The organism is Chryseobacterium hilariae, from assembly GCF_051400735.1.
Lineage (GTDB): Bacteria > Bacteroidota > Bacteroidia > Flavobacteriales > Weeksellaceae > Chryseobacterium.
On sequence record NZ_JBLFFJ010000002.1, the window covers coordinates 312725 to 334542 of the forward strand.

The 21818-nt window shown below is 34.8% G+C and carries 23 protein-coding genes; 22 read left to right on the plus strand and 1 reads right to left on the minus strand.

Features of this window, described 5'->3' with window-relative positions:
- Window positions 1–15 precede the first annotated feature (15 nt).
- From ACMGDK_RS08225 to ACMGDK_RS08330, 22 genes are all read left to right on the plus strand, one after another.
- The gene (locus ACMGDK_RS08225) at window positions 16–648 is read left to right on the plus strand and encodes an acetyltransferase (RefSeq protein ID WP_436807485.1); all 633 of its coding nucleotides are present in this window, start codon (window positions 16–18) and stop codon (window positions 646–648) included.
- Window positions 649–652: 4 nt separating this feature from the next.
- Window positions 653–1792 (plus strand): acyltransferase family protein, encoded by a 1140-nt coding sequence (locus ACMGDK_RS08230; RefSeq protein WP_436807486.1) that lies wholly within the window; start codon window positions 653–655, stop codon window positions 1790–1792.
- Window positions 1789–2940: a dTDP-4-amino-4,6-dideoxygalactose transaminase gene (gene rffA / locus ACMGDK_RS08235; protein ID WP_436807487.1), complete on the plus strand. Its 1152-nt coding sequence runs from the start codon at window positions 1789–1791 to the stop codon at window positions 2938–2940. The genes ACMGDK_RS08230 and rffA (ACMGDK_RS08235) overlap by 4 nt, the downstream gene beginning before the upstream one ends.
- Window positions 2941–2950: 10 nt before the next feature.
- A complete protein-coding gene (locus ACMGDK_RS08240; RefSeq protein ID WP_436807488.1) occupies window positions 2951–3565 on the plus strand; it encodes a DapH/DapD/GlmU-related protein in 615 nt (204 codons plus the stop codon).
- 3 nt (window positions 3566–3568) lie between these two features.
- Window positions 3569–4681, plus strand: a complete 1113-nt coding sequence (locus ACMGDK_RS08245; RefSeq protein ID WP_436807489.1) for a glycosyltransferase WbsX family protein — start codon at window positions 3569–3571, stop codon at window positions 4679–4681.
- Window positions 4682–4683: 2 nt separating this feature from the next.
- On the plus strand, window positions 4684–5538 hold the full coding sequence (locus ACMGDK_RS08250; protein ID WP_436807490.1) for a glycosyltransferase family 2 protein: 855 nt from the start codon (window positions 4684–4686) through the stop codon (window positions 5536–5538).
- On the plus strand, window positions 5538–6401 hold the full coding sequence (locus ACMGDK_RS08255; RefSeq protein WP_436807491.1) for a glycosyltransferase family 2 protein: 864 nt from the start codon (window positions 5538–5540) through the stop codon (window positions 6399–6401). Before ACMGDK_RS08250 ends, ACMGDK_RS08255 begins: the two co-directional genes overlap by 1 nt.
- A 14-nt stretch (window positions 6402–6415) precedes the next feature.
- Window positions 6416–7342 carry a glycosyltransferase gene (locus ACMGDK_RS08260; RefSeq protein WP_436807492.1) on the plus strand — a complete coding sequence of 309 codons (927 nt, stop codon included), beginning with the start codon at window positions 6416–6418 and terminating at the stop codon, window positions 7340–7342.
- A 76-nt stretch (window positions 7343–7418) separates the two neighbouring features.
- Window positions 7419–8087 carry an NAD-dependent epimerase/dehydratase family protein gene (locus ACMGDK_RS08265; RefSeq protein ID WP_436807493.1) on the plus strand — a complete coding sequence of 223 codons (669 nt, stop codon included), beginning with the start codon at window positions 7419–7421 and terminating at the stop codon, window positions 8085–8087.
- A gap of 7 nt (window positions 8088–8094) precedes the next feature.
- Window positions 8095–9015 carry a glycosyltransferase family 2 protein gene (locus tag ACMGDK_RS08270; RefSeq protein WP_436807494.1) on the plus strand — a complete coding sequence of 307 codons (921 nt, stop codon included), beginning with the start codon at window positions 8095–8097 and terminating at the stop codon, window positions 9013–9015.
- Window positions 9016–9098: 83 nt separating this feature from the next.
- Window positions 9099–10028: a glycosyltransferase family 2 protein gene (locus tag ACMGDK_RS08275; protein ID WP_436807495.1), complete on the plus strand. Its 930-nt coding sequence runs from the start codon at window positions 9099–9101 to the stop codon at window positions 10026–10028.
- Complete coding sequence (locus ACMGDK_RS08280) at window positions 10021–10236, plus strand: WbqC family protein (protein ID WP_436807496.1); 216 nt, start codon at window positions 10021–10023, stop codon at window positions 10234–10236. Before ACMGDK_RS08275 ends, ACMGDK_RS08280 begins: the two co-directional genes overlap by 8 nt.
- Entirely contained in the window at window positions 10205–10834 is a 630-nt protein-coding gene (locus ACMGDK_RS08285) for an acetyltransferase (protein ID WP_436807497.1), read from the plus strand. Before ACMGDK_RS08280 ends, ACMGDK_RS08285 begins: the two co-directional genes overlap by 32 nt.
- A gap of 3 nt (window positions 10835–10837) precedes the next feature.
- On the plus strand, window positions 10838–11962 hold the full coding sequence (gene rffA / locus ACMGDK_RS08290; RefSeq protein ID WP_436807498.1) for a dTDP-4-amino-4,6-dideoxygalactose transaminase: 1125 nt from the start codon (window positions 10838–10840) through the stop codon (window positions 11960–11962).
- Between the two features lie 15 nt (window positions 11963–11977).
- Window positions 11978–12763: a class I SAM-dependent methyltransferase gene (locus ACMGDK_RS08295; protein WP_436807499.1), complete on the plus strand. Its 786-nt coding sequence runs from the start codon at window positions 11978–11980 to the stop codon at window positions 12761–12763.
- A 3-nt stretch (window positions 12764–12766) separates the two neighbouring features.
- Window positions 12767–14344 carry a hypothetical protein gene (locus ACMGDK_RS08300; RefSeq protein ID WP_436807500.1) on the plus strand — a complete coding sequence of 526 codons (1578 nt, stop codon included), beginning with the start codon at window positions 12767–12769 and terminating at the stop codon, window positions 14342–14344.
- A 50-nt stretch (window positions 14345–14394) separates the two neighbouring features.
- Entirely contained in the window at window positions 14395–15162 is a 768-nt protein-coding gene (locus ACMGDK_RS08305) for a class I SAM-dependent methyltransferase (protein WP_436807501.1), read from the plus strand.
- Complete coding sequence (locus ACMGDK_RS08310) at window positions 15156–16070, plus strand: glycosyltransferase family 2 protein (protein ID WP_436807502.1); 915 nt, start codon at window positions 15156–15158, stop codon at window positions 16068–16070. Before ACMGDK_RS08305 ends, ACMGDK_RS08310 begins: the two co-directional genes overlap by 7 nt.
- Before the next feature lie 3 nt (window positions 16071–16073).
- Window positions 16074–17876, plus strand: a complete 1803-nt coding sequence (asnB, locus tag ACMGDK_RS08315; protein ID WP_436807503.1) for an asparagine synthase (glutamine-hydrolyzing) — start codon at window positions 16074–16076, stop codon at window positions 17874–17876.
- Window position 17877: 1 nt separating this feature from the next.
- Complete coding sequence (locus ACMGDK_RS08320; protein WP_436807504.1) at window positions 17878–19026, plus strand: glycosyltransferase family 4 protein; 1149 nt, start codon at window positions 17878–17880, stop codon at window positions 19024–19026.
- Entirely contained in the window at window positions 19023–19958 is a 936-nt protein-coding gene (locus tag ACMGDK_RS08325; RefSeq protein ID WP_436807505.1) for a glycosyltransferase family 2 protein, read from the plus strand. Before ACMGDK_RS08320 ends, ACMGDK_RS08325 begins: the two co-directional genes overlap by 4 nt.
- A gap of 2 nt (window positions 19959–19960) precedes the next feature.
- Window positions 19961–20899, plus strand: coding sequence for a glycosyltransferase family 2 protein (locus ACMGDK_RS08330; protein WP_436807506.1), 939 nt, complete (start codon window positions 19961–19963; stop codon window positions 20897–20899).
- Here the strand turns inward: ACMGDK_RS08330 and ACMGDK_RS08335 are convergent.
- Window positions 20891–21817 (minus strand): SGNH/GDSL hydrolase family protein, encoded by a 927-nt coding sequence (locus ACMGDK_RS08335; protein ID WP_436807507.1) that lies wholly within the window; start codon window positions 21815–21817, stop codon window positions 20891–20893. The two genes, ACMGDK_RS08330 and ACMGDK_RS08335, sit on opposite strands and share 9 nt — an antisense overlap.
- Window position 21818 lies beyond the last annotated feature (1 nt).

Here is a 21818-nt window from a genome sequence, read left to right on the forward strand (position 1 = left end):
TAATTTATAAAAATCATGAAACGAATTGCCATCATAGGATCCGGACATTTGGGACAGCAGATTGCCTATCATATTCATCATGACTCCAGCGATAAGGTGGTGGCTTTCTTTGATAAGTTTCAGCCGCTGGATACTATTATTGACCAGATTCCTGTTATTGGAGGAAACCATGATGTGATCGAAAAATACCAGCAAAATGAATTTGATACAGTTCTGATTGCTATCGGTTATAAGCATCTTGATGTCAAAAAAGAACTGTTTCAGAACCTTGAAGGAAAAGTTCCGTTTCACACATTTATTCATTCTTCCTGTTACAGAGATCAGTCTGTAACTATCGGACAGGGATCGGTAATATATCCTGGCTGCATTATTGACCAGAATGTTAAAATCGAAGATAATGTATTAATGAATATCTCCTGCACAGTGGCTCATGACACGGTCATCGGAAAACATTCTTTCTTGTCTCCGTCTGTTGCCATTGCAGGATTTGTAAAAATAAAAGAGCAGTGCATTATAGGTATTAATTCCACCATTATAGACAACATTACAATAGCTACCAAAACCCAGATCGGTGGCGGAAGTGTAGTCATTAAAGATATTAATACATCAGGACTCTATGTAGGAAATCCTGTTAAATTTATACGATAAATAGATGGATTCAAAAAAACACATTTTCTTTGGCGGATTAAATGAATTAAGGGCAATTGCCGCTTTCGCTGTCATCTTGCATCACATTGAACTGTTCAAATACCGGGACAAAATAGATTCCTTGTTTGCCTCAAAATATACGGCATATTTCATCGAGCATTTAGGCAAAAACGGTGTTCATCTTTTCTTTGTACTTAGTGGTTTTCTGATTACCTATCTTTTATTATCAGAAAAAAAGAAAAACAGCTGCATAGATTTTAAAAAATTCTACCTCAGAAGAATATTCAGAATATGGCCATTGTACTATATCATCATTTTAATTTCTTTTCTTCTCATTCCTGCTTTGGTAAATTCCTTTCAGATATTTTCAATAACACCTTCATACTATAACCGAATTACAGATTCTTCAAATTATGATTTAAAAGCAATATTACTTTATGTATTATTTCTTCCTAATTTTGCTTTATACGCAGGAAAAGCGATTGTAGGAGCATCCCAATCCTGGTCTGTAGGGGTTGAAGAGCAATTTTATATTGCCTGGCCCATCATTGTTGCTTTTTTTTTCCGGAAATGGATGGCTGTCGCTTTTGGAGCTATTTTGATAGTCTTCATAATAATCAATTTTAAGTTTTACGATTCTATATTTAGCACAATAACCGCTATTATTCCATTTGAATATATGGCAATTGGTTCGCTGGGAGGTTATTTTTATTCAGAATATTCTGACACTATAACAAAATATACAAAAAGTAGATTCATCTATATAGCAGTCTTATTGTTGATTGGATTTTTTATTACAGTTCCTATCTTCAAACTGTATATTCAGAATCTTATTTTAGGATTTATATTTCTGCTATTGATACTCGTCAGCATTAATCAGTCGAACCCAATTACCTTCAGAAACAAATATTTTTCTTACCTGGGAAACATTTCTTATGGGATTTATATGTACCATCCTTTTGTGATGTTTTTGCTATTCCCTCTTTTTTATAAGATATTAGCATTTTATAATAATATATTTGTATTTAATATCGGAATATATATTGGTATTCCTCTTGTAACTGTTTTCATCAGTTACATTTCTTTCACATATATTGAAAAAAGATTTATAAAAATTAAAGATTCAAAATTTAAAACACTATGATCCCATTTAATAAGCCATTTATAGTAGGAAACGAACTTAAATATATTGAAGAAGCGGTAAAAAGCGGTAAAATTTCCGGAGATGGAATTTTCACAAAGAAATGCCACTCCTTTTTCGAAGAAAAATTTGGCTTTCAAAAAGTGCTGCTTACCACATCATGTACCGATGCACTGGAAATGGCTGCTATTTTATGTGATATCCAGCCCGGAGACGAAGTTATTGTTCCCAGCTATACCTTCGTTTCATCTGCCAATGCCTTTGTTTTGCGCGGTGCCAGAATAGTTTTTGTGGATTCATATCCCGACAATCCCAATATAGACCCTGCAGAAATAGAAAAGCATATTACGGAAAAAACGAAAGTGATTGTGCCTGTACATTATGCAGGTGTTGCCTGTGACATGGAAAAAATCATGGATCTGGCTAAAAAGCATAACCTTTTTGTCGTGGAAGATGCTGCACAGGCCATTGACAGCTATTATACTTTTTCCGACGGCACCAAAAAGGCATTAGGCTCCATTGGAGATTTCGCCGCTTTCTCATTTCATGAAACCAAGAATATCATCTGTGGAGAAGGAGGAATGCTCGTGATCAACAATCCTGAGTATAATGTACGTGCTGAAATCATCCGTGAAAAAGGAACCAACAGAAGTGCATTTTTTAGAGGAGAAGTCAATAAATATGGCTGGGTGGATCTCGGATCATCCTTTCTCCCTTCCGAAATACTTTCTGCATTTTTATATGCACAGCTTGAAAACCTGGGCACCATCCAGGAAAAAAGAATCAGGATCTGGAACGAATATTACAGCAGCCTGTTACCATTACAGGAAAAAGGCTTCATCACACTGCCGGAAATACCGGCTTTCGCAACCAATAATGCCCATATGTTCTTTATAATCTGCAGAAGCTATGAAGAAAGATCCAACCTCATCCAGTTCTTAAAAACAAAAGGAATTCATCCTGTATTCCATTATCTTAGTCTGAATAAAAGCGATTTCTTTTTAAAAGACAACTCCCCTATTGATATTCCGAACTCAGATCATTTTACAGACTGCCTGCTGAGACTTCCTTTCTATTATGAACTTGAAGAAGCGGAACAAAGAAATATCAACAGCCTGATTCACGAGTATTATTCATCACTGGAAAAGTAACCGGAAAGATATGAGCTTTATAAAAAAACATATTATTAAATTTTTATTCGGAATTTTGCATTCTGAAGCTTATAAAAAATATAAACAGCAGCAGAATAACAATTGGGCGAAAACCAATTTCAAAATCTTCGGAAAACAGTCAGTTCTTCCCGAAACATTTTGGATTAAAAATCCCCAATACATAAGCATAGGTGATAATTTCAGCTCATTATTCAACCTGAGGCTCGAGGCATGGGATAATTTTTACGGAACATCTTTCCAGCCGGAAATTCATATTGGAAATAATGTGAATTTTAACTCTGATGTTCACATTGGAGCCATTGATAAGATCAGCATTGGCAATAATGTGCTTATGGCCAGCAGAATATATATTTCGGACCATTATCATGGCAACATAAGCGTTGAAGATTTGGACCTAGTTCCGGCCGAAAGACCTCTGTCTTCCAAAGGCCCGGTGATTATTGAGGATAACGTATGGATCGGAGAAGGAGTCTGTATATTACCTGGAGTCACTATTGGTGAAAATTCTATTATAGGAGCCAATTCCGTTGTTAACAAAAGCTTTCCAAAGAACTCTGTTATAGCAGGAATACCTGCCAAACTGATAAAAACACTTGAAAAATAATTTATGAAACAAATAAAAACGCTTGCATTCTATCTTCCCCAGTACCATCCCATCCCTGAAAATGATGAATGGTGGGGAAAAGGATTTACGGAATGGACTAATGTAGGAAAGGCGAAACCTTTATTTGAAGGCCATGAGCAACCTATCTGCCCTGCAGATCTGGGATATTATGACCTGCGTGTTCCCGAAGTGAGAGAACAGCAGGCCCAGATGGCTCGCGATTATGGGGTATACGGCTTTATTTATTACCATTACTGGTTTGGAAACGGAGTACAGCTGCTTGAGCGCATTGCCAATGAAGTACTGGAATCCGGAAAACCGGACTTCCCGTTCTGTTTCTGCTGGGCCAACGAAACATGGTCTGGAATCTGGCACGGCCTGAAAGATAAAGTACTGGCAGAGCAAATATATTCTGATGAGGATTTGGAAGCTCATTTTAAATATCTGCTGCCGTTTTTTAAGGATCCCAGATACATTAAAGTAGATAACAAGCCTGTACTGATAGTCTACGATCCGATGCACATCCAGGAAAAAGCTCCGGAATATCTTGAGAAATTCAGGAGCCTGGCGAAAGAAAACGGTTTTGAAGGTCTCTATTTAATTGCCAGTAATAAAACAGAAGACAGTCATGGGTATCAGAAATTAGGTTATCAGGCAAAAATATCAAACGCTTTTATAAGGTCATGGCGGTCTCATATGAATAAAAAACCTTATATATCTGCGAAACAATATTATACCAATAGAATTAAAGGTCTTTTGGGACTTAAAACAACTGATTTTCAGAAGCCTGTTGATATTCAGAATACACCGGATGTAGTGAATGATCTTCATTTTGAGGAAACAGATGTTGATACTTTTCCATGCATCCTTCCCAATTGGGACAATACTCCGAGAAGTGGTACCCGTGGAATTATTTTAGGAAATAACAGTCCGGAACTTTTTGAAAAACAGGTTGAGAAAGCATCATCTTTTCTGAAAGATAAAAATTATACTGAAAAATTTTTAGTAGTAAAATCCTGGAATGAATGGGCCGAAGGAAATATCCTGGAACCGGACCGCAAACAAGGATTCGGTTATCTGGAAGCCCTGAAAAAAGGATTATCAAAAGGAAAATAAGGATGAGCAAAATAAGTATTTTAATCGCCAATTATAACAACGGACATTTTTTCAAAGAATGCTTTGACAGTCTTGTTGCTCAGACTTTTACAGATTGGGAAGCTGTTATTTTGGACGATGCCTCAAAGGATAATTCTCTTGAGCTTATCAGGAATATAACTAAAGATGATTCCCGTTTTAAGATTCATGTCAATGCATCTAATAAAGGAGTGGGATACACAAAAAGGAAACTGGTGGAACTAAGCAGTTCTGAAATCTGCGGTTTTTTGGATCCTGATGATGCTTTAACCAGTAATGCACTGGAAATTGTATTTAAAACACATTCAGAAAATCCGGATGTAGGTTTGGTCTATTCCAATTTTATTTTCTGCGATGATCAGCTGAATCAAATAAGAGTCCATAAGGGAACTCAAATTACCGGTCTGGATGAAAAATATTTTAATTTCCATGCAGAGATCTCCCACTTTGCAACGTTAAAAAAAACCATTTATAATAAGACATCAGGCATTGATACTTATCTGAAAATGGCTGAAGATAAAGACTGGTACATGAAGATGTGTGAGACTGCTCCGGTAAAATACATAGATGAAGATCTTTATCTGTACAGAATACATGGTGGCGGAATATCCAATAAAAGTGAAGACCAGGCAGCTTACTGGCATTGGGTGGCACTTATAAAAATGGCTGAACGAAGAAACATTAATGTCGAAGAATTTTTTTTAGACAACTATGTCAGGATGGGGCAATATAATAAGGAAACTACCCACAATACAAATCTGAAAAGAGAAATTAAGAATTCCCGATGGGTAAAACTTGGAAATATTCTGGGTTTATGTAAATTCTATAAACATCTGTAATGAACAATACATTAATCTCCGTAATCGTGCCATGCTACAACCAAGCTGTCTATCTGGATGAATGTCTTCAGTCTGTTCTGGATCAAACACATCAAAACTGGGAATGTATTATTGTAAATGACGGTTCTACCGACCATACAGAAGAAACAGCAATAAAATGGACACAAAAAGACAAACGATTCATCTATATTTATAAAAAAAACGGAGGGCTTTCTTCCGCAAGAAATACAGGGCTTAAGAAAGTATCAGGGGACTATATTCAGTTTTTGGATTCGGATGATATCATACACCCCGAAAAATTTTCAAAAAGCCTTTCCGGAAACAAAGAATATCCATTGATAGTAAGTCAATTTACTATTTACAGAAATCAAACCCAATACACAGGATATAATCGTGTTGAGCAGGACTACCTTTCTTTTGAAGGAATCTTATTTGGATGGGATCTGAAATTCAGCATTCCTATCCATTGTGCACTGATCTCGAAAAAACTTCTGGAGGATTTCCAGTTTGATATTACCTTAACAAGCTGCGAAGACTGGCTGATGTGGATATACATCACAAAAAATAACCCGGAAACACTTCTTGTAGATGAGCCATTGGCTCATTATCGTAAGGGAGATAACAACAGCATGTCATCAGATTTATACAAAATCCTTCACCAAAGGATCAAAATATTCCCAATGCTGAAAAAATTATATGGAGATCATATTCATGACAGATTAATGTATCATATTATAGAAGTACGGTCTACCCAATATATCCAGCAAAGAAATGAATTTAAAAAAGCAACCGGAGGTAAGATAGTTTCCGGATATCTTACCCTAAAAAGATACTATTACAACCTTTTTCAGAAAAAAAACTGAGAAATCCAGATATCATGACCTCATCTGTAGCACTATGCACCTATAATGGCGAAGCTTATATTGCCGAACAGCTGGACAGTATTCTGAGCCAGACCCTGCCGGTTTCTGAGATTATAATCTGTGATGACGGTTCTACAGACGGTACACTAGAAATACTTTCCCGTTATGCAGAACAGTATCCGGAGATGATCAGGGTCTATCAAAACCATGAGAACTTAGGATATGTGCGCAATTTTGAAAAGGCCATGAGCCTATGTTCCGGTGACATTGTACTCTTGTGTGATCAGGACGACCACTGGTACAGCAATAAAACCAAATTGATCAGTGGAATCTTCGAAAAACATAAGGAGATTAATGCAGTATGTCATAATATTAAACTTTTCGGTGAATCTATGAACAGCCAGGAAAGCCTGAACTACTGGGACATTGAAAACTTTAACCCTGAGCATTATAAGAATTCCCAAGAAATAATCAGACGTTTATTATATCAGGGAAATGTATTTCCCGGTATGAGTATGGCAGTACGAAATATCTTTCTAAAAAAGCACCTGCCCCTGAAAAGAGTCAATGAGACGATCATTCACGATTATGAGCTTCTTCTTCTTGCTGCTGATAAGAATTCACTTTGGATAGAAAATTCTGTTCTGGGAGAATACAGAATTCATCCTAAACAGAATATTGGATTTAATACGGTCTCAAAATTCACTGCTGAAGAGGAAAAACCGCTGACCCGTGAAAGTATTTTTGTACTATTCAAAAGATATCCTTTCGTGAAACAAGTAGTCTCCGGATTACACTTAAATACAGATTTGAATACCGGATACATCCATTACTGTCACAGAAAATACAGAGACTATCTTAAGAAAATCCCTTTTCCAGATCGTTTTATAACCCAAATAAAAATGAAATACTATTTTCATATCTTTGATTTTTTAAAATAAAAACCATTGATTTACAAGATATAAATATGGAATTTTGTTCCCCTTATATAACACACCTAATGAAAAAAACCAACGTATGATTATCGGAAATGGTATTATAGCCAATGCTGTAAAATCTTATGACAGAAATGACACAATTTTCTTTGCCTCCGGCGTTTCAAACTCTCTGGAGACAAGAACCTCAGAATTTGAAAGAGAGCTTTCTTTTTTAAAAACTGTACATGATGAAAATAAAGAAAAAAAACTGGTTTATTTTTCTACATTAAGCATTTACGATCAGTCCAAGCAGGATAGCCCCTATGTAATTCACAAAAAAAACATCGAAAATTATATTGAAAACAATGCCGGAAGCTTTCTTATTTTAAGAATTGGAAATATTGTAGGCAAAGGAGGAAATCCTAATACGCTTTTTAATTTCCTGAAAACTAAAATCGCGAATCAGAAAGAATTTCCCATTCACCTAAAAGCCAGAAGACTACTCTTGGACATTGATGATATTTCAAAATTTTTGGGATCTCACTGCCTGAACCATGAAAACAAAACCGTTAATCTTGCTTTTCCCTATTATTATAACCTTAAAGAAATCATCAGTGCCATTGAAAAAAAGACAGATAAGACTGCCCATTTTTCAGAATCAGATGAAGGCGATTTTTATAAAGTAGATTTTGACGAAGATATAACCTCTTTTTTCTTGGGAATACAACCGGAAGAATATTTGGAAACTTTAACCCAAAAGTATATTTAAAATTAAAATGTTGAATATCCACATTATTATTGTTACTTATAATGCCATGAAATGGGCTGAGAAATGTTTTACGAGTTTAAAGCATTCTTCAGTCCCTGTAAAATGCATTGTCATAGATAACGGATCTACAGACGGGACCCAGGAATATATTAAAAATCATTTCCCGGAAATCGACTTCATGCAGTCTGCTGAAAATTTAGGTTTTGGAAAAGCTAATAATATAGGTATAGAAAAAGCTTATAAAGAAGGGGCGGATTTTTTTTATCTCATGAACCAGGATGCCTGGATTTATCCTGACACCATTGAAAATATGCTTCATGTATATACCGGATACCCGAAAAAAGAAGAAATAGGAATTATAAGCCCTGTGCATACAGATGGTACTGAAAAGAGGATGGATATATTCCTTGACAAGTATATTGCCTTAAATTATGATACAACCAGACTTATTTCCGATCTCTATTTCCAGACCCTGAAACCATATTATGAGCTTGTTTTTGTAAATGCAGCCCATTGGCTTATACCCAGAGAAACAATAGAGGTTGTAGGCGGTTTTAATCCTTTTTTCTTTCATTATGGTGAAGACAATGAATATATAAACAGACTTCATTTCCATAAAAAGAAAATAATCCTTGTACCTGGTAGCAAAGCTGTACACGATGGCAAACAGCTCCTGAACAAAATAAACTATGACAAGTACAAAGATTTGAGTATAGAAACGAAGATCTTAGATCCCAATCATCCAAATTCGTTACAACGGGAAAAAAAAGCATTGATTCAAAGCATCATAAAAAATTCTTTGACAGGAAATTTTGACAAAGCTAAAAAACACTTTAAAAGCTATAGAAATATACATAAAAATGCTTCTGAACTTTTAAAAATTAAAGAAAAAATAACAAAAGAAAGAAACTGTTTCCTTAATATATAAGCAAACAAAGGATTATTTTTATAATTAAAAAAACTAATTCTTTATTTATATATTTGAAAAAAATTTATTATTCCCCATAATTCATGATTAGTATCGTTAGTCCTGTCTATCGTGCAGAAAAAACACTTCCTGCCTTAGTTTCCGAAATTGATAAAGTCTCTGAAAAGATTGGCGTGAACTATGAAATCATCCTTGTAGATGATAGAAGCCCCGACAATTCATGGGAAGTCATGAAAGATCTTGCTGAAAAAAATAAAAACCTGAAAATTTACAGACTGAGCCGAAATTTTGGACAGCATCCGGCTATCATGGCAGGTTTAAGCAAAGCTAAAGGTGAATGGATTGTAGTCATGGACTGCGACATGCAGGATCAGCCCAAAGAAATTGAGAAACTTTACCATAAAGCTCTTGAAGGTTATGATATGGTACAGGCTAAGCGAAAAGAAAGAAAGGATAATGCCTTCAAAAGACTGACTTCTCAGTACTTTATCCGCACCTTTAACTACCTTACCGATATGAAAGTAAATGAAGAAGTTGCCAACTTTGGAATTTACCACAGAAAGGTCATCAACAGTATTTTAAATATTAATGATTACATTAAAGCATTTTCTCTTTTTGTAAATTGGGTAGGTTTTAACCGTTATGAAATAAGTGTTGAGCACAATGAAAGAATGGAAGGCAAAAGTAATTACAGCTTTGGTAAGCTTTTTTCTTTAGCATTCAATATTATTGTATCCTTTTCCAACAAACCGTTGAAAATATGTGTAGGCTTCGGAGGTGCTATTTCAGTTCTCTCTGTTTTTGTGGCTATCTTTTTCTTAATTCAAACCCTTCGGGGAAAAATCACCGAGCCCGGATACAGTTCACTTATTTTATCTATTTGGTTCCTATCCGGTGTTATTATCTGCTGTATTGGGATCGTGGGACTGTATGTAGGAAAGACCTTTGACGAGGTGAAAAACAGACCGGTTTACATCATTGATGAAGAAATAACACATAATAGTGATGAGTAAAATACTTATACTTCAGTCAAACTCTATTGCCTGGAAGGAATATTTTGATCTTATAACCATCAGTGGCTTATTTGTTGTATACGATGATATGCAGTACACCAAAAACTTTGTTGAAGTAAGAAATTTCAGTAAAGAAACCAATGCCAATAACTTTTTAAAATCCAAATTTTCACAAAATGAAAACACTTGCAATTATAGGTTCCGGTGAATTGGGAATGCAGATTGCAAACTTTGCCATTCTCGACGGCCACTATCAAAAGGTTATTTTTTTTGACGATTTCGAAACACACTCTAAAAAAAACGGATATGAAATTTTGGGTGGCACAGAAGAAATTATCCCTGCTTTTAAAGAAAAGAAATTTGATGAAATAATTATCGGCATTGGCTATAATCACCTGGAAAAAAGAAAGGAAATATTCTTAAAATATAAAAAAGATATTCCATTTGGCACAATCATTCACACCAGTACTATTTGTGATGCATCAGTACAAATCATGGAAGGGACTGTCATCTATCCTGGAACCATTCTCGATAAGAAAGTGGTAATCTCTGAAAACTGTCTGATCAATCTGGGGTGCATTATTGCGCATGACAGTATTGTGGCGGGACACTCTTTTTTAGCTCCGGGAGTAAAAATAGCAGGATTTGTCTCAGTTGGTGAAAAATGTTTTCTGGGAATAAATTCTACGATTATTGATAATAAAAATATAACAAATGATGTAAAACTGGGAGGCAGTACTACCGTAATTAAGGACATTCACGAAGCCGGCACTTACGTAGGAAACCCCGCAAGAAAAATAAAATAACAAATGATTCCCTTTAACAAACCTTACCTTACAGGAAAAGAAACAAAATATATAGAAGAAGCAGTTGCTACAGGAAAAATCTCCGGAAATGGAGTCTTTACCCAGAAATGCCAGACTTTTTTTGAAGAAAAATATGGCTTCAAAAAGGTTTTGCTTACCACTTCCTGCACAGATGCATTGGAAATGTGCGCTATTCTGGCAGACATAGAAGCTGGAGACGAAATCATTGTTCCAAGCTATACATTTGTATCAACGGCTCTTGCCTTTGTGAGACAAAATGCTCATATTATTTTTGCAGATTCTTATCCCGATAATCCAAATATTGATGCCAATAAAATTGAAGCTTTAATTACAGATAGAACCAAAGCCATTGTTGTCGTTCATTATGCAGGTATTGCATGTGATATGGATACAATCATGGAAATTGCCAAAAAGCATCACCTTATTGTCATAGAAGATGCGGCACAGGCTATCGACAGCTATTATACATTCAAAAACGGCACTAAAAAAGCATTAGGAAGTATCGGTCATCTGGGAGCATTCTCATTTCATGAAACCAAAAATATTATTTCAGGAGAGGGAGGAATGCTTACTATTAATGATGAAAGGTTTGTACACAGAGCTGAAATTATCTGGGAAAAGGGAACCAACCGTTCTATGTTTTTCCGGGGTGAAATCAATAAATACGGATGGGTAGACACAGGATCTTCCTTTCTTCCAAGCGAAATCATTTCTGCTTTTCTTTGGGCCCAACTAGAAAATATAGATTCTATTCAGGAAAAAAGACTGGCCATTTGGAACAGATATTATGAAGGATTAAAAGGTAATGAGAATTTTTCGTTGCCCGCGATTCCAAAAAACGCAACCAATAATGCACACATGTTTTATATAGTCTGCAAAAATCTGGATTTCAGAACTCAGTTAATTAATAAATTAAAGAAAAATGAAATTTTAGCAGTTTTCCATTATCTTTCATTACATAAAAGTGAATTTTATGCCCAAAAGCATAGCAACGGCGAACTACCTAACTCAGATCATTTTGAAGACTGTCTTTTAAGGTTACCTCTATATTATGAACTTGATGAAACTGAACAGCAAAAAATAATCAATACTATTACTGACCTTTAAAAACCTACACTTAAGATGAAAAAAATTAATACAGAATTATTTAAAGATCAATTTCAGGAAAAAGATGGAAAATATATTTTTGTTCCTGTTCAGGAAGAGGTAGTGACTGATTTTCTTGATAAAATTAAATATAAATTAAAGAAATTCGGGAAATTATACAATCTATTAATAGAGTTTATAAGCCCTGTTTATCCACAACCTTTATTTGATATAAGAAAAATTATCAGAAATGAAATTAAAGGCAAAAATGTAGTTGCCTTAAACTTAGGGAGTGGAAGTTCTGATCTCGGAGAAGATTTTCTGAATGTAGATTTACTTCCTTACGAAAATGTAGATGTTATTTGCGATATCGAGAATATCCCGTTTAAGGACAATTCTGTAGATTACATCATCAATATTGCAGTTTTGGAACACGTTCCTAATCCACAGAAAGTAATTTCTGAAATTCACAGAATATTAAAACCTGGAGGCAGAATTTATTGTTTCATCCCATTTATGCAGCCTTTCCACGCATCCCCATATGATTTTCAAAGGTTCACTTATGAAGGAATGAAGCATCAGTTCAGAGAATTTGACATTTTAAAGCTGAAATCTATCGGACCTACATCAGGAATGCTCTGGGTAGTTCAGGAATGGTTTGCGCTGGTTTTTTCCTTCGGAATAAAACCGCTTCATACAATACTTTATTTACTGTTTATGGTTCTGACCTTCCCCATTAAGTTTTTGGATGTGTTATTCCAATTCTATCCAATGAGTAAGAATGTCGCTTCAGGATTCAGTATTTGGGCACAAAAAAAATAATTCATGGAAAAATCTCAATTCAGATATGAAAATTTATTAAGCTGGATATTTGTTATTGGTTCATTATTCATCGGTTATATTGTTTACTCCAACCTTGATAAGGGCTTTATCTTTAATGATGAAGCGTTTTATCTTTTCCTTTACAAAGATCATGAAAGTTTACCTACTGTAGATTCTACCAATTTTTACAGAATTTTCAAATTTCTTTTTACAGAAAATACATACCATTTCAGAATAATAACGTACGCGCTACTGAATATTTCCACCTTTATTGTTTATTTCTTTGCAGCAAAATACTATAAGCTTAAAGTCAATGCCTTTTTAATTGGCTTCCTGGGAATTACTGTCAATTTTGTAAGCTGGGGAATCAGTAATATTGTTTTGCACCAATATATCAGCAATACGGTTCTTATAAATATTTCCTTAGCACCCATATTCATTTATCTGATTTACAATAAATTAATACCATTAATAATCTCCGGATTCTGTTTGGGGCTATTATTGTTTAATGGCATTCCACACACCGTCGTTATCATTCCCATTGCAGCTTTTTTATTATTTAATTTTTGGAAAAAAGATAAAAGACCTATCTTCTTTATAATTGCCGGCGGCTTATTGGGAATTGCATTCTATTTTACATTTATTGAAAGTTTTTCAAAATTCATTTCTCAGTTTGAATGGATAAAATATTACAAACAATACCACACTAAGCAACATCCTAAAAGATTTTATCTTGTATGGATTTTAAAAGTGGCAGGTTTTATATTCCTGCCTGCGCTACTATTAATCGGGTATTTACATAGATTTTCAAAAAATAAAATTCATCTGACCAATTATATACTGCTTGTAATGGGAATCATTTTTGTGATCTCGTTCCTGTTTTATCCTTTTATTTATCTCAACTATGTGCTTCTCGCGCTGCTGATTTACAGATATTCTCTTGAAGATGTCAGCCTTGAAAAGAAAACCATGCCTATTGTGTTATCGTTGATTCCGTTTGGTCTTTCATTCGGATCGGGTACTTATTTCGAAGTAAGAGGAACTTTATATAACGTTTACTATTATCTTCCCCTTTCCATCATTATTTTATCTGTTTATAATGTAAGAGTATATGCGGCTTTTATTATTCTTTTTGTTTATCAATACCTGGTTTTTCCAAATTTGCTAAAGGAAAAGAGCTGGAAAGATTTCGTTTTTACAGAGCAGACAGAAAAAGTAAAGGTGAACGGATATGACCTGTATCTGGACAAGCAAAGGAAAAAGGACATAGAAGATTTACGTCCTTATCTCCAAAACCAGCCTAATGTAATTTATTCAAGCAATCATCTGATGGGGTATCTGTATATACTTGATGCCAGCCCTCCTATCTATTATTATTTCACATTAAAAGATTATTTATATTATATTATTAAAAAAACCGGTAAAACCCCGGACGATTATATTTATGTTGAAAGTAATGATTATCCTTTCAGCCCAAAAGAATTCGTACCTTTAAAATTCGTAAATCATCCTGACCAATATAAAGTTGTAAAAGCAGGCAGATTTACCTTATACCTTCCCTCTCAATTTCAGAAAAAATAAAATATTCCTATCTTTATTCTGAATAATCATATACAATTAACACTTAAATTATGAAAATACCTGGAGTAAACGCTATAAAATTTCAACTTAGAAAATTAGAATTAGCCAATAGATACCTTAATAATAAATATCACATTCATGCTAAACAAAAGTTTGTTGAGGAAATCGAAAAAACTCCTTTAAGAACAGATATCATTAGTTTTCTTTTGCAACAATTTACTGCACCAACTGTCTATTTGGAAATAGGCGTAAGAAATCCAAATGATAACTTTAATAAGATTTCCTCTCAGGAAAAATATAGTGTTGACCCTGGTTATGAAAATGCTGAAAACAGTGTAGATTTTAAAGTCACAAGTGATGAGTTTTTTGAAATGCTGAAAACAGGAAAAGCCCTTAGAAGTGATATAAAATTTGATGTTATTTTCATTGATGGCTCTCATCTTGCGGAACAGGTGGAAAAAGATATACAAAACTCTTTAGATTATCTTAAAGAAGATGGATTTATTGTGATGCACGACTGTAACCCTCCTACTGAATTTCATGCTTCAGAAAATTATGATTATATTTTGTCCCCGGCTTCAACTCTTTGGAATGGTACAACATGGAAAGCATTTGTCAAAAACAGAAAAAGAGAAGACATCTATTCTTGTTGTATTGATACAGATTGGGGCGTTGGCGTTATTTCAAGAAAAGTAAATTTTGGACCTTCCAATAAAATTGAAAATACTTTTTTTGAATATTATACTTTTGACAAGCATAGAAAAGAAAGCCTGAATTTAATTTCTTTTGATACATTTAAATCCTTTTTTATATGTTAGCAGTTATAGTTCCTTATTACAAAAAAAAGTTTTTTTCGGAGACATTGAAGTCTGTTGAAGCGCAAACCGATAAAAGATTTAATGTATATATAGGGAATGATGCTAGTCCGGAAGATCCGGAAGATCTTATCAGTCAAATATTAAAAAGTACCCATTATAAATATTTTACCTATAAAGAAAATCTGGGAGGTAAAAACCTGGCTTTACAATGGGAAAGAGTCATTGACGAAGCTAAACATGAGGAATGGATAATGATATTGGGTGATGATGATATATTGGAAGATAATGTAGTGGAAATGTTTTATAAAAATCTGGAAAAAATTCAGGAAAATAAAATTTCTTTAGTAAAATTCTCCCAATATATTATAGATGAAAATGGAATTCAAACAAGAAATCCTACTCATTTGGAGAATATTGTTTCTTCAAAAGACTTTTTAATCAAAAAAATAAGCAGCCAGTTTCCCAACAGTTTATCAGAAAATATTTTCAGTAAAGAAATGTATCAGAAATATAGATTCAAAAAATTTCCTTTAGCATGGCATTCCGATGATCTGGCAATACTTGAGTTTTCAGACCTGAAAGATTTTTTGTTTATACAGGATGCAAAAGTAGGAGTAAGAATTTCAAGCGAGAGCATTTCAGGGATGGATAACTCTACGAGAGATAAGCAATTGGCCACTTACCTATTCTGTGAACATATTATTAAAAATTATTATAAAATATTTCCTGAAAATTTCATCGAATTACTGTTAAAGAAATACCGTGAGATTATATGGAGAAACGGCTTTGATATTAATATAAATTTTAGTAAAATCTATATTAATCAAAGAAATTTTCTCAGAGCGCTCTATGCGATTAAAATAAAACATGATTTGCAAAAAAGAATCAAAAAAATAAATAAATTATAAGCTATGTGCGGAATAGCCGGAATTATAACCAATAATGCCAGAAACTATCAAAACGAAATTCAAATGATGACGGACGCCATCGCATACCGTGGTCCGGATTCTTCACATCATGAATTTTATGACAATGCGGCTTTAGGCCATCGCCGACTTTCGATTATAGATCTTTCTAAAAATGGAAAACAGCCCATGTTCTCCAGTACAAAAAAGGAATGCATCGTTCTGAATGGCGAGATTTATGGCTATCAGGCTATAAAAGATCAGTATTCCGACTATTCTTATCACGGAAACTCAGATACTGAAGTGGTGCTTGCCATGTATCAGAAAAAAGAAAAAAATCTGATTCATGATCTTCCGGGAATGTTTGCTTTTGCAATTTGGGATGAGGAAAAGCAGGAGCTGTTCTGTGCAAGAGACCGTTTCGGAGAGAAACCCTTCTATTATGCTGTTGGTAAAAACGGTGAGTTTATTTTTGCTTCCGAAATTAAAGCCATTCTCGCATCAGGATTAATAAAGCCCGAAATTGATAAAGCACAAATCGCCTATTATTTAAAAAACGGCTACATTCATCCTCATAAAACAATTTATAAAAATATTTTCAATCTTAAACCTGCCCATACTCTGGTATACAAGGCAGGAAAAATAGATATAAAACCTTACTGGACGATCCCTCCTGAAACCTCAAAACTGAGCATGGATGAGAGTATTGAAAAATTTAAATATCTTTTAGACAACGCTATAAAAAAACAAATGGTAGCCGATGTTCCCGTAGGTTCTTTCCTTTCAGGAGGCCTGGATTCCAGTACCATTGTTGCCGTTGCTTCGAAATATAAAGAAAATATAAAAACATTGGTGTATGGCTACGAAAGCGGTGACCTGAACGAGATGCCGTATGCACAGGCTATTGCAGATAAATACAAAACAGACCACCATATTCTTTTAGATAAAAAACAGAAGATTCCCGAAACTTTACAGGAAGTTTATTCATACATGGATGAGCCATTAATGGATTCTTCCCTGCTCCCGACTCATCTTATTTTCAAAGAAGCTGCGAAAAATCTGAAAGTAATCCTTTCAGGTGATGTGGGCGACGAGCTTTTTGGAGGCTATACTTTTTATAAATACAATATCAACCTTTCCCAAAAAGGCTATTACCCGGACTATCTTTCAAAGATGATTCTTTTGGCCGGTAAATTCAGGGATATGGGTTCTGAAAGGCGTGTAAGAGCAGAATATCGCGATACTATAGATTATCATCAGAATAAGGTCCGGAATTATTTTACCGTTTCTGAAATCAGAAAACTGGGCATTACCGAGGCAATTCCCGGGCAGGATTTCAGTTTTAAGCCTACTAATGAAGATTTTAATGATCTCATGCGGATCGATCTGGAAAAATATGTCCCTGGCAATATGCTACTGAAGGGCGACAGAACTTCCATGTACAATTCTGTAGAGGTAAGAATCCCGTTTCTGGATATCGATTTTGCGGAATTCTGCATCCAGATGCCATGGCAATACAAAGTCAATTCAACGGAGGATAAAATTATATTGAGAAAGGCCTATTCCCAAGCATGGACAGAAGAAATTGCAGTCCGTAAAAAGAATGGCTTTGCGGCTTCTGTAAAAGAATGGTTCAAAGAACAGGAACTTCAGGAACTAAGTAAAGATCTTCTTGAAAATAAAAACAGTTATATTTTTGAGTTTTTAGATTTTAACGAGGTACAGAAAAAACTGGATCACCATCATCAGCATTGGAGTCTACTGATCTTAGCGCTCTGGTTTCAAAATAATAAAAATCATTTACAGTAATATGAGAATAGGACTGGCAGAAAAGGGCTATCCCATTAAAAGGAATATTTTAAATAAAGTTTCTGAATTCCACTATGTTTTTCTAAGAAAGAACAACAATCTTTTTCATTCATTATCTACTGTCAGGAAAATTTTATTCAGAAAAAAGATGGATATTGGAGGAAGGTATTTCTTTTATCAGAACCCTAAGATTGATATCCTTCATCTTTACAATGATATCAATTATTCTTCCCAGAAATGGGTAACTTCTTTTGAGACTCTTGTTCCGCGTTTCCCTGAAACTAAAGATGATCATCAGAAAACTGAACCTCAGCATATCCGTAATGAAAAAACAGAAAATGCCCTCAAACAGATTTGCAAAAAAAACTGCCTGGGAATTATCTCAATTTCAAATGCAGCTGCCAATATCCAGATGGAGCTTTTAAAGAACTACCCCGAATTTCAGGAAATTATAAAATCCAAACTTTCAGTAATCCATCCATCGCAGGAAATTATCCCGAGAAACTCACAGGAGATTTACCAAAACACGGAAATCTTCAATCTTATTTTCGTAGGCACACAGTTTCATCTGAAAGGAGGCCCTGAGATGATGGAAGTTTTGAAGAAGTTAAGACAGAAATACAATTTCAGGCTTAGTATTGTTTCGTCATTTAAAACGGATAACTACGTAACCAGAGTTACCGAAAAAGAAGCCCTGGAAACTAAAGAAATATTAAAAAAAGAAGAATGGATTGATATTTTTGAAAATATCCCTAATGAAAAAGTGCTAGAGCTTATTAAACAGTCACATATCGGTCTTTTGCCCACTTGGTCGGATACCTATGGATTCTCTGTTCTGGAAATGCAGGCAGCAGGCGTTCCTGTGATTACGACAGACATACGTGCCTTGCCGGAAATCAATAATGAAGATTGCGGATGGCTTATTCATCTTCCTCAAAACCGTTTAAAACAGGCCCTTTATTTTACTGATGAACAACGGGAAGAACTAAAAAGAACACTGAAAATACAGCTTGAAAATATTTTGGAAGGTATTTTTACAAACCCGGAACAGCTGCCTGAAAAGTCAGCCAATTCCCTGGAAAGAATTAAAAAGAACCACGATCCCCATATTGTCAGTGAAAAATTAAAAGCCATATATAGCAAGGCATGAATATCTCTGTAATTATACCTGTTTACAATGCATCTGCCTTTTTGGAAAAAGCGGTAGATTCTGCTTTACAGTTTGAAGAAGTAAAAGAAATTGTCTTGGTTGAGGATAAATCCACCGACAATTCATTAGAAATCTGTCAGAAACTGATCTTAAAAGATACAAGGATTAAATTATATCAACATCCGGATAAAGGAAATCATGGAGCGGGAGCTACAAGAAATCTAGGTCTTGAAAAAGCAGGCTGCGAGTTTATATCTTTTTTAGATGCTGATGATTATTATCTTCCCAATCGTTTTAATGCTGAACAAGAAGCCTTTAAAGAACAAAAAATTGAAGGTGTTTTTGGAGCTATCGGCGTAGAGTATTTATCTGAAAAAGGCAGAAAAGAGTTTCAGGATAAGTTTAAAGATGTCTCATTGACCACCGTTAATTTCCCTGCGGAAGGTGAAACTGTTTTGAAAGGCTTATTAGGACTGACTTCTCAGGTCTTTGGAACATTCTTTCATCTGAATACCCTTACCCTCAGAAAATCAGTGCTGGTAAAGAATAATCTTCGCTTCAACGAAAATCTTCGTGTACATCAGGATTCCGATTTTATCATTAAACTGGCCTATCACTGCTATTTAAAATCAGGGATTATAGATAAAGCTATTGCCATAAGAGGGATTCATGACAATAACAGGATTACAAAAATCATAAGATATTCACCGCAGTATAATGAGAGGCAGCTGCTTTTATGGAAATCATTGCATGACTGGGCAGATTCCAATACGCTGCCTTCAGATTGTAAAAGAAAGATTTATTTAACTTATAAATCATTTGATCTATCCTTAAAAACAGGATTAAATAAATATTTTTGTACCTTTTTAGAAGTAATCAAAGACCCTCAAATATTAAAAACACAATACCGTTTTACCTATCTCAAACGATAATAATGAAAATATCCGTAATCATTCCCGTTTATAATGCTGAAGAATATGTCTCGCAGGCTGTAGAATCCGCTCTTCAATTCGAAGAAGTATATGAAGTTGTCTTAATTGAAGATAAGTCTCCGGATAATGCTCTTCAGGTTTGCCGGAAATTAGCCGAACAATACGATAGGGTTAAACTTTACCAGCATCCCGACAAAGGGAATCATGGTGCGGGAGCCTCCAGAAATTTAGGAATGGAAAAGGCGACAGGAGATTTTATCGCATTTCTGGATGCGGATGATTATTATTTACCCAACAGATTCGATGCTGAAAGGGAGCTTTTTAAAAATCCTGATGTAGAAGGCGTTTATGGAGCTATCGGGGTAAAATATTATTCGGAGAAAGCCAGGGAACAGTATTATCCTATTTATAAAGATAAACTGGATACAGTATACAAAAAAACCAATCCTGAAGATGTTTATCTGGGCCTGATAAGTTTACGCGGTACTTTTGGGCTTATTCACCTGGATACTTTAACCTTAAGAAAATCCTCTTTAACAAAAATGGACAGATTTTTCGAAACCTCTCTCAGGCTTCATCAGGACTCGGAAATCACCATAAGATTCGCCTATTATCTTAAGCTTTATACAGGCATTAATGATAAAGCTATCGCCTTAAGAGGAGTACATGAGAACAACAGAATCACAAAAGTAGATTCAGGGAAAATAAATCCTGCCAAAACACGTGTTTTGCTTTGGAGAGAATTGAATACATGGGCTGAAAATGAAGAAACCGTCCCCGAAAATGTAAAACTTCATATCAACAGAATGCTTCGCAGTTTTGAGATCGCCGTTGCTCCGACATTCAAAAAATGGGGAATGATCGTTAAATATCTGGTTTCAGATTACCCAAGTATCCGCTCGGGCTTGTTCAATATTAATTTCAGGAAAAATTTATTTTAATATTTTCTTATCCAGAAGAATAGAATCAGCAATCTGGGCCGTAAATATTTTCCCGGATTCTTTATACATATGGTTTCCGTCTGTATAGATGTACTTATCATACTGTGAAGAAAAGTCAAGAAATTTCACGTCATTTTTCTTGGCAATAGATCCTATTATATCATTAAAGTCAGGAGAAAAAGCATTTTCTATATCCATCACTCCCTTAAATCCTGGGATTCTGACAATATAAACAGTCCCTTTGGTATCAAGGTATTGAATGATGTCTTCCAGGGCATCCAGTCTGTATTGAGATATTTTTTGTGTGCTTGCAAATTCTTTGTACTGGATTATCTTGCTGGCTTCTCTTTTCCTTAAATCCGCAGGATTGATATCAACCGTTACTTCCATCCAACCGTTTTTATGAAGATAAGTATTGGATCTTGCTACTACTTCCCTGTCGTTGTAGATATTAAACCAGCTTTTAGGGTAATGCTTTAAAAGGTACTCATAATTGGGCGCGATATCATAAAAGTGCATGTCTGCCAATGCGGAAGTATTCTCGGTATATTCTTTTGCATCTTTTACGTCTTTTCCTGTGGATACATTCCATGGATTGACGGTCAGAATGAAGATGCCATCCTTTGTATCAGGATGAAGCTTTTTCTTTACCGCTTCAAGATAAATCTGACCGTAAGGTGACTCACTAAGATTGAGAGAGAAATTATCAAATTTTCTGCCTTTAAATTTACGGTCCAGAACATCTGGTACCAAAGCCTGGGAACCGCGGGAATCTCCCAAAATTATATTGGAAGGTTTAGGACCTGTAAAATGTCTGTAATTGTCATCCGTATTACCATCTGCATAACTTCCCAGCCACAATAAAACAGCAGCAACGGCAAGAATATAAAAGGATATTTTAAATAAAAACTTCTTCATA

Bases quoted from the DNA above. Each gene is read 5' to 3' on its own strand.
- ACMGDK_RS08225 (WP_436807485.1), top strand. From the start codon at position 16: ATGAAACGAATTGCCATCATAGGATCCGGACATTTGGGACAGCAGATT.
- ACMGDK_RS08230 (WP_436807486.1), top strand. From the start codon at position 653: ATGGATTCAAAAAAACACATTTTCTTTGGCGGATTAAATGAATTAAGG.
- rffA (WP_436807487.1), top strand. From the start codon at position 1,789: ATGATCCCATTTAATAAGCCATTTATAGTAGGAAACGAACTTAAATAT.
- ACMGDK_RS08240 (WP_436807488.1), top strand. From the start codon at position 2,951: ATGAGCTTTATAAAAAAACATATTATTAAATTTTTATTCGGAATTTTG.
- ACMGDK_RS08245 (WP_436807489.1), top strand. From the start codon at position 3,569: ATGAAACAAATAAAAACGCTTGCATTCTATCTTCCCCAGTACCATCCC.
- ACMGDK_RS08250 (WP_436807490.1), top strand. From the start codon at position 4,684: ATGAGCAAAATAAGTATTTTAATCGCCAATTATAACAACGGACATTTT.
- ACMGDK_RS08255 (WP_436807491.1), top strand. From the start codon at position 5,538: ATGAACAATACATTAATCTCCGTAATCGTGCCATGCTACAACCAAGCT.
- ACMGDK_RS08260 (WP_436807492.1), top strand. From the start codon at position 6,416: ATGACCTCATCTGTAGCACTATGCACCTATAATGGCGAAGCTTATATT.
- ACMGDK_RS08265 (WP_436807493.1), top strand. From the start codon at position 7,419: ATGATTATCGGAAATGGTATTATAGCCAATGCTGTAAAATCTTATGAC.
- ACMGDK_RS08270 (WP_436807494.1), top strand. From the start codon at position 8,095: ATGTTGAATATCCACATTATTATTGTTACTTATAATGCCATGAAATGG.
- ACMGDK_RS08275 (WP_436807495.1), top strand. From the start codon at position 9,099: ATGATTAGTATCGTTAGTCCTGTCTATCGTGCAGAAAAAACACTTCCT.
- ACMGDK_RS08280 (WP_436807496.1), top strand. From the start codon at position 10,021: ATGAGTAAAATACTTATACTTCAGTCAAACTCTATTGCCTGGAAGGAA.
- ACMGDK_RS08285 (WP_436807497.1), top strand. From the start codon at position 10,205: ATGAAAACACTTGCAATTATAGGTTCCGGTGAATTGGGAATGCAGATT.
- rffA (WP_436807498.1), top strand. From the start codon at position 10,838: ATGATTCCCTTTAACAAACCTTACCTTACAGGAAAAGAAACAAAATAT.
- ACMGDK_RS08295 (WP_436807499.1), top strand. From the start codon at position 11,978: ATGAAAAAAATTAATACAGAATTATTTAAAGATCAATTTCAGGAAAAA.
- ACMGDK_RS08300 (WP_436807500.1), top strand. From the start codon at position 12,767: ATGGAAAAATCTCAATTCAGATATGAAAATTTATTAAGCTGGATATTT.
- ACMGDK_RS08305 (WP_436807501.1), top strand. From the start codon at position 14,395: ATGAAAATACCTGGAGTAAACGCTATAAAATTTCAACTTAGAAAATTA.
- ACMGDK_RS08310 (WP_436807502.1), top strand. From the start codon at position 15,156: ATGTTAGCAGTTATAGTTCCTTATTACAAAAAAAAGTTTTTTTCGGAG.
- asnB (WP_436807503.1), top strand. From the start codon at position 16,074: ATGTGCGGAATAGCCGGAATTATAACCAATAATGCCAGAAACTATCAA.
- ACMGDK_RS08320 (WP_436807504.1), top strand. From the start codon at position 17,878: ATGAGAATAGGACTGGCAGAAAAGGGCTATCCCATTAAAAGGAATATT.
- ACMGDK_RS08325 (WP_436807505.1), top strand. From the start codon at position 19,023: ATGAATATCTCTGTAATTATACCTGTTTACAATGCATCTGCCTTTTTG.
- ACMGDK_RS08330 (WP_436807506.1), top strand. From the start codon at position 19,961: ATGAAAATATCCGTAATCATTCCCGTTTATAATGCTGAAGAATATGTC.
- ACMGDK_RS08335 (WP_436807507.1), bottom strand. From the start codon at position 21,817: ATGAAGAAGTTTTTATTTAAAATATCCTTTTATATTCTTGCCGTTGCT.